Origin of the sequence: Segatella salivae F0493 (assembly GCF_000477535.1) — a bacterium.
Lineage (GTDB): Bacteria > Bacteroidota > Bacteroidia > Bacteroidales > Bacteroidaceae > Prevotella > Prevotella salivae.
Genome location: NZ_AWGW01000007.1, coordinates 450,431 through 458,405, shown reverse-complemented (window position 1 = coordinate 458,405; position 7,975 = coordinate 450,431). Strand labels below are relative to the sequence as shown.

General features: G+C 43.4%; 6 protein-coding genes. 2 read left to right on the top strand and 4 right to left on the bottom strand.

What is annotated here, in order from left to right; translation table 11 throughout:
- Positions 1 to 53: 53 nt before the first annotated feature.
- A complete protein-coding gene (locus HMPREF9145_RS04510) occupies positions 54 to 677 on the bottom strand; it encodes a Type 1 glutamine amidotransferase-like domain-containing protein (protein ID WP_021824908.1) in 624 nt (207 codons plus the stop codon).
- Positions 678 to 1,033: 356 nt separating this feature from the next.
- Between HMPREF9145_RS04510 and HMPREF9145_RS04505 the strand changes: the two genes are divergently transcribed.
- Positions 1,034 to 1,897: an AraC family transcriptional regulator gene (locus HMPREF9145_RS04505; protein WP_021824936.1), complete on the top strand. Its 864-nt coding sequence runs from the start codon at positions 1,034 to 1,036 to the stop codon at positions 1,895 to 1,897.
- A gap of 357 nt (positions 1,898 to 2,254) precedes the next feature.
- On the opposite strand, the gene HMPREF9145_RS04500 is transcribed toward HMPREF9145_RS04505, so the two are convergent.
- Positions 2,255 to 2,878: a Type 1 glutamine amidotransferase-like domain-containing protein gene (locus HMPREF9145_RS04500; RefSeq protein WP_021824961.1), complete on the bottom strand. Its 624-nt coding sequence runs from the start codon at positions 2,876 to 2,878 to the stop codon at positions 2,255 to 2,257.
- A gap of 453 nt (positions 2,879 to 3,331) precedes the next feature.
- On the opposite strand from HMPREF9145_RS04500, the gene HMPREF9145_RS13395 reads away from it, so the two are divergent.
- Positions 3,332 to 3,574: a hypothetical protein gene (locus HMPREF9145_RS13395; RefSeq protein ID WP_155945267.1), complete on the top strand. Its 243-nt coding sequence runs from the start codon at positions 3,332 to 3,334 to the stop codon at positions 3,572 to 3,574.
- 212 nt (positions 3,575 to 3,786) lie between these two features.
- On the opposite strand, the gene HMPREF9145_RS04495 is transcribed toward HMPREF9145_RS13395, so the two are convergent.
- A complete protein-coding gene (locus tag HMPREF9145_RS04495; protein ID WP_036906478.1) occupies positions 3,787 to 5,427 on the bottom strand; it encodes a phosphatase PAP2 family protein in 1,641 nt (546 codons plus the stop codon).
- 182 nt (positions 5,428 to 5,609) lie between these two features.
- The gene (locus HMPREF9145_RS04490) at positions 5,610 to 7,958 is read right to left on the bottom strand and encodes a pectate lyase family protein (RefSeq protein ID WP_021825135.1); all 2,349 of its coding nucleotides are present in this window, start codon (positions 7,956 to 7,958) and stop codon (positions 5,610 to 5,612) included.
- Positions 7,959 to 7,975: the final 17 nt, after the last annotated feature.

The window sequence follows — 7,975 nt, the reverse complement described above, 5'->3', positions numbered from 1 at the left end:
ATCAGAGCGTTCATTTGAGCAATCAAGTGAACGCTTTTTTAGTTGTATACCGTTTACTCATTCTTACCTAATATTGCAATGTCCTCTCCTATTATAAAGATAGCTTGTTGATTTGAAATGGGTTTTAATGGCAGGTTGCTATATTCTTTGATGATGTTTTGCGTAGCCTCTTCAAAGGGGAAGCTATTGAAATGCACAACGGGATAGAAATCGATAATGCCCAGGCCTGTAAAATCATTAAAGTTTGGAGTTTGCATAAGGTGATTATCCATTTTCTTCGCATATTCTATATTAGGTGCGAGAATCATTGTACCTGCAGATTCTCCAATATATAATTTGCCCCTTCCCACTTGCTCTTTGATCAATAGATCTGTTCCGGTCTTTTTTAATTCTTGCATAAGGAAGAATGTATTTCCGCCAGAAACGTATATACAGTCACAATCAACCAATGTTTTTGCAATTTTATCTTTATCGTATTGGGTAATTTCAACTTCCTTTATGCGGAGGCCGAGTGCACGGAGAGCATTCTTTCCGTCTTCTACATATTGGGTATATTCCTCATGGATACTCGCTGTAGGTATAAATGCTACAGTGTTTCCTCTTAATGGTGATGGAGCAGTTCTTGATAGAATTTCAGCTACATCAGCGAAAGATGAGCATAAAAAGATTCTTTTCATTGTTCTATTTTTTTTGATGAATATAGTTGTATCTTCTCATTCCACTTACAGTAAGCCGCTTGAGCAAAGATGAACGAAATCACTATCCATAGCAGAGTTCTTAACCAAAGTTTCATTCTCTTTCAAATTTGACATTACAAAGGTATGACTTTTTTCTGCATTTTTAGCTGTTTCCAAGATTGGGATTAGCCATTTCCAGTATTTCTCTATGTGTTTTCCACCTCTGAGAAACATTGTTTTTGCCTTTATCCGGCCGTTTATTCTGCAGAAAGGCGTATAGTAAATTAGCAAGATGGGAAAAGACTGTTCAGTGAAATAGTTGTATCTTTGCCGAGGAATTTAAAACAATAACATGTATGAAGACAATTACTCGCAATCATTACATTCAGCGCATCAACCAGGTGGTGAATTACATCAACAATCATCTTAACGAAACGATAGCCGTGGAGAAGTTGGCGCAGACGGCTAACCTCTCACCATTTCATTTCTGTCGCATATTTAAGGCCATCACGGACGAGTCGCCTATCGCTTTCGTGGCGCGTCTGCGTATAGAAACGGCGGCCCAGCTGTTGCGCTATTCTTCGTTGCCGATTGAAACCATTGCGTTCAATATCGGCTACGAAACGCCAGCGGCTTTGTCGAAAGCCTTCAAGCTGCAGTATGGTTTCAGCCCTACGCAGTATCGAAACGATAAAGAAAAATATATTGTGAAGCAGGAGACCATTCATCCCACGTTGACACTCAAGGTACCTAAAATCGTGGAGCTGGCAGCAAAGAAGGTGATTTATGTCTCGCAGAAAGGAGCGTATGGCATGGTAGATTATGGCAGGGCTTACGAACAGTTGTGGGGAGTAGTGAAGGAGCAGAAGCTGTTTACAAAAGGTATTGAGTCGATTGGCATCTTCCACGACGATCCTAAGATCACCGATGTGACACTTCTGCGTGCGGATGTCTGCTTAGCAGTTCACAAACCAGCCATTCCCGTGGGTGAAGTGAGTTGCAGAACGATTGCGGGAGGCCTCTATGCCGTGTTTTCCTATCAAGGGAGCTACGACCAACTGCAGGCTGTTTGCGATGCGGCTATGCGCTGGGTGGTGGGCAGTGACTATGAATTGCGCGACGAGCCGCTGTTCGAAAAATATCTCAATGATGCCCGCCGTACGCCGGCAGAGAAGCTGAAAACCGAGATTTATGTTCCCATTCAATCTGTCGGTCGCTGATAAAACTTAGGACGGCGAAATAACCTCGCTGGTGAAAAAGACCAGCGAGGGCAGGGATAGGACAGGTAGAAAAGTTGCGGAGGTGTGTATTCCGAATGATGAAGCACTGATGATGTTGTAGCAGAGGCCAAGTTACCAACGTTGATGGTACTGCAATACAATGCGGGAGAGTAGGTAGCCGCCTCCTTTTACAAAGCACTTTGAAGATTCATTTCTTCAGAGTGCTTTTTTCGTTTATATCCTGTTCCCTCACTTAGTCCGATGGTACACCGTGTCAAATAGGGCAATGTGGGAGAGTAGGTCAAACTAAAGCGTTCATTTGAGTAATTAAGTGAACGCTTTTTAGTTGTATACCATTTACTCATTCTTACCTAATATTGCAACGTCCTCTCCTATTATAAAGATAGCTTGTTGATTTGAGATAGGTTTTAATGGCAGGTTGCTGTATTCTTTGATGATGTTTTGCGTAGCCTCTTCAAAAGGGAAGCTATTGAAATGCACAACGGGATAAAAATCGATGATGCCAAGTCCTGTAAAATCATTGAAGTTTGGAGTTAGCGCAAGGTGATTATCCATTCTCTTTGCGTATTCTATATTAGGTGCGAGAATCATAGCACCAGCAGATTCTCCGATATAAAGTTTGCCCCTTTCCACTTGCTCTTTAATCAACTGATCTGTTCCGGTCTTTTTTAATTCCTGCATAAGGAAGAACGTGTTTCCGCCCGAGACGTATATACAGTCACAATCACCCAATATTTTTGCAATTTTATCTTTATCGTATTGGGTAATTTCTACTTCCTTTATGCGGAAGCCGAGTGCACGGAGTGCATTCTTTCCGTCTTCTACATATTGGGTATATTCTTCATGGATACTCGCCGTGGGTATAAATGCTACGGTGTTTCCTCTTAATGGTGAGGAAGCAGTTTTTGATAGAATTTCAGCTACATCAGCGAAAGATGAGCATAAAAAGACTCTTTTCATTGTTCTATTTTGTTTTGATAAGTATAATTGTATTTTCTCATTCTGCTTACAATAAGTTGTTTGAGCTAAGATGAACGAAATCGCTATACATAATAGTTTCTTACCCAAAGTTGTATTCTTTTTCAAATTTGGCATTACAAAGATATAACTTTTTTCTGCATTTTTAGCCGTTCCCAAGATTGGGATTAGCCATTTTCAGTATTTCTCTATGTATTTTCCACCTCTGAGAAACATTGTTTTGTTTTTATCGAGCTGTTCTACCGCAGACAGCTTATCTTGTTTGCGTATGTAGAGAACTGGGTTTGAAAGATGAAGCACTGATGATGGTGTAGCAGAGGCCAAGTTGCCAACGTTGATGGTACTGCAATACAATGCGGGAGAGTGGGTAGCCGCCTCTTTTTATAAAGCACTTTGAAGATTCATTTCTTTAGAGTGCTTTTTTATTTATATACTTTGCAGGCCTCCCGCAAATCATTCCATACATGGTTTGATGTTTCCGCGCGTGGCGAAAGTTGTTTCCCGAAAGGTTTGATGTTTCCGCGCATGGCGAAAGTCATTTCCCGAATGGTTTGGTGTTTCCGCGCTTGGCGAAAGTCATTTCCCGAATGGTTTGGAGTTTCCGCGCATGGCGAAAGTCATTTCCCGAATGGTTTGGTGTTTCCGCGCATGGCGAAAGTCATTTCCCGAATGGTTTGATGTTTCAGCGCTTGGCGAAAGTTATTTCCTAAAAGGTTTGGCATTTCCGCGCATGGCGAAAGTCGTTTCCCAAATGGTTTGATGCTTGCGGGCCTCCCGCAAATCGTTTTTTAAAGGATTTTGCGCTTGCGGGCCTCCCGCAACTCACTTTTTAAAGGATTTGGCGCTTGCGGGAGGCCCGTAAACGACTTTTTAGATGGTAGAGGTTGGTTTCAGAAGCAGATAGAGAAGGCTGCTCCAAGAATGGTTTGTGCGCTGCCTTTCTTTTGTGATACCGTGTAGGGGATGACATAGTCGGCAACGTGCTGAATGGTTTCTCCGTTGAGTGTCATCGTTTGGCTGGCATCTTTAAGGAAGAGGGTGGGGGCGTAAGTTGTTCTGTAGGTGCGACGGGCGAAATTATAGTCGAGAAACACCTTCCATGCGATTCTTGATTTATAGGCGAAGGTTGCAGAAAGGCCTGTTCCAAAGAGCATCGCATCATCTCCGTCTACTTTTAGAAAGTCCCATTTGCTGTAATAGGGCGCTCCATTGGGTTGTGGCGTTCCTTTTATTTCAAATATCGGAATCGGCTGTTTGTGTTGGCTTTCATATTTAATTTCGATATCCTGCTGATGTCCTTTTGCCTCTGCGGTGACGGATATGCCGTCCAAATAACTTCTGCCGATAAGCAGTTTTGAGCCTAAGGTGAAGCCTTTGCTGATGGGATAGTTAAGGTAGAGTCCGCCGCTCCAGCTAAATTCTGCCATGTGGTTGGATTGGATGGTTAGGGTATAGCTGTCTAAAAAGCCGAAAGTTGAGGTCTGTTTGATGTAGTCCTTAGGATATAATGCGTTTGCATCAAAGCCATTGGCATTGCGTGATGTGATCATGAGTCGCCCGCCAACGCCAAGATATTTGTTTAAGAAATATGCGCTTTCGATGCCGACTGCGATGCCTTTCGAAAGGTTTAGTTTTCGTTTCAACATGTCATCGTGCTTTTGCAACACAGGCAGATGTTCGATGATATCCAGCTGCTGTTCGGTCAGTCCGATTCCCATTTGGATGTTGAAAAAGCCAGGGTTTGTGTAGAAGTTGGGTTTATCATCTTTTTCAGGATGCAGCAATCCTTTGTTCTTAAATAGTAAATCTCCCAGGGTATAGCCCAGTTCGGTTGACAAAATGCCTATGCCTGCACCCGAAAAGGTGTCGCTCGCCCAGTGTCTGTTGTTCAAAACGCGCATGCATCCCGTGGCAGTGGCGAGCATGTAGCCCGCAACACTATACCAGGGGCTGCGTGTCATTCCATATTCTTTGTGGAGAATTGTCGCTGCCGCGAAAGCTGTTGCGGTGTGGCCAGAGGGGAAGGAATTGTAGGATGAGCCATCGGGACGGAGTTCTTTGGTGGAACTTTTTATCACTTGAACTAAGGTTGCCATGATGGCAAACGAGGCAGTGCCGCTGACGAGATAACGTTTTGTGTCGCTGCGTCCTTCAACTCCTGCTAATTTCAGCCCCGTAGTGAGCGCGAGTGGAACAAATTGTGTGTAGTTGTCTGCCGTATGATGAAAGTGGGGTTGAAACTTATTGCGTAGTTCTCTGATGTTTTTCCTTTCGTTTCTCAGTGCTATTCCTGCCATAATCCATGGCAGTCCAGTTATCGACAGCGAACTATTCGTTAGGAAGTTATGTTGTTTTGTGTTGTGGTTTGCGGGAATATCTATGCTATCGGTGGTGTTTACAATGCTGTCGGTGGCATTCATTATCTCCGTGGTCGACGGATTTGCCCAGCACGTTAATGCGGTACAAAGAAGGATGATGCTAATGAATGTGCGGTAGCTATTGAGAGATAGAATAGAATTGCCGTATTGCATTTAGGGTGATTGAACATTTATGATGCGGCAAAGTTATATAAAAGGTTTGAAAGGGAAAAGGAATCTTTGTGTTATTTTCGTGAGAAGAGCGTGTCATTCACGCTTCGTTTAAAGCTTAACGAGTGTGTGTGTTAAGCATAAAGAAATTGAGCTTAACACACACGTAATATATAATGGTTCTCTCACTCGCCGGTATAGTTGTCTAAGAGTGACTCTAATGCAGGGATAGGCGCATAGTTAGTATCTTCAATGGCATTATTAAACTTAAATTGAAGCGAGCCATGATTGAGTCGTCCTGCCCCATAGTAGCCCGTAACTTGTGAGGGAACGTCTACTGTTGCATCAGGCGTATAGGAATACATCAGTGAGGCATTGGTGTCGAAGTTATTATAAGTGTTTGCGCCTTCAAGTGACTTCACGGAAGAAGGAACCTGCTCTTCGCGCGTGGCCACTTGATAGAAGTCGAAGCTTTTGTTATCAGCCGCATACGTGATAGGGGTGTAATTACTTCCTGCCCCCTGCTCAGTAAAGAGGCTTCCAAATTCTTTTACCATACCGCCTGCCTCTCCCGAGAAAGTCCCTGTTCCCTTTTGGTCAGTTCCTTGCTTAGAGATTAAGATGGGATCTTTCGTGGCTCTAAAGTAATTTCTCTCTGAAAATACGCTTGAACCCATGGTTGCTCCGATGCCATATTTAGCGCAACCATCATAGAAATTGTTCCAAAGGTGCACACTCATTGTGCGGATGCGGGCGTGACGCGAATCGCTATGATCAAACCAGTTGTGGTGATAGGTGATATAGTTTGGCCCAGTTTCATTCTTCATTCCACACATACTTGACTTGCCTGTGTCCCAAAAATGGCAGTGATCTATGGTGATAAATCTTGAATTTGACTTTACATCAATAGCACCATCTCCTTTTGCATGGTCGCCACTTCCAGCCTTTCCGTAGAACACATCAATATGATGAACCCAAATATTTGAATTGTCGGTGTCGAGCGATATGCCATCGTCCATGGCACGCATGATGCCTAAGTTGCGAAACTCTACGCTCTTTGCGCTTCTCACTAAGAAGCCAAAGCCGTGGATAGTAGCGTCTTCTCCGATTCCTTCAATCGTGATATTGAGTTCACTATTGGCTTTTCTTCCTTTGATTTGGATACCTTCTGCACTACTCTCAAAAGTGTCGGTCTGTCCTGCTTTTACTAATCCAAGCACCCTTATCGCTAATGGCGTAGTGACATTTCCTTTCTGATAAGCATTCAAAATGGCTTGAAGGCCTGTAAACTTCCCGCTGCTCAACTGAGCACTAACAGTCTTTGCATTATCCTTATTTACATAGATGACCACCGCACCAGACTTCAAGGTGCCGTCATTGTTATAGGCGCCGACCCCCGAAAAGTTTTTATGAGCGAAGCCTTCACGGCTATAATTTTTTACTTGCAGGCCTGTTACTTCACTTGAAAGATATTCAACTCCATCTTTTACAGCTGCAACTTTCAAGGCATAGGTGCCCACTTTGAGTCCGGGAATGTCGGCTCTGATATAATCGTTATAGGCTCGAATCAATTCCTTATCAATCTTTGTGTAGCCTTCATACTGTCCTCCTTTCACGTAAACTTGATAGGTTTGTGCGCCATTTACAGGCTTCCATTTCGCATAGGCACTTTCCAACCAACCCTTTGCTTCTGTAATGGCCACGCCTTTATCCACGATTTCGCCACCCTTTCCTTGTTCTGCAGCCTTAGAAAAGACGATATTTGTAACCAAATGAGTATATACATCGCTGAATGATGGGCTATTAACAGAAACCTTTTCATGGTCATCATCAATGGAAATATCACTTAGTTCTTGCGTATTATAATATTTCGTTTCGCCTTTATTCGTTGTGATGATGACTTGATTTTGGGTGGTTGAGAAGGCTACGGAATGGTCTGCGCTGAGCGTTCCGCCTGGCTCTTCTTTATTATTGTTGCTCGATGAGCCAGTCACTTTGAGCGAATAAATGTTGATTCCGCCATCGGTTGTGATGAAAGTCACGCTGCCATGGGCTGTCACAGTACCTGTTCCAGTGTGTTTATTCGCTCCGTTGGTCTTCTCAAAGCCTTTGATGTCGGAAAGATTGGATGGACTTAGCGTGCGTGGCTCTTTCTTACTTGCCGATGCATAGACGATAGTCACTTGCTGACCAGCCTTGAGCCCGACTATGGTTAGCCCGACATCTTTTCCATTGAGCTGCAATTCCTTGCCAGTATCTATTCTTATCTTGTCGGCAGTCTTGGCTGTAAAATGTAGTCCTTGCATCATGGTGAGCACCTGTTTATTGGCCATGAGTTCACCATCGGTGATAACTTGGTTATAGGAATAACGCTTCTTTGCACTATCATACTTCCAGTTTTCGATGTCGCTTTTCAGGTTTTCTTCATCTGAAGTCGGTATAGAAGTGAAGTCCCACGACTGTGCATAGCTGCCCATACTTGTCCAAGCGAGGAGCAGGGAGAGCAGAATGCTCTTATAAAAAAGTCTTTTCATTTGCTTACGTTGATTTT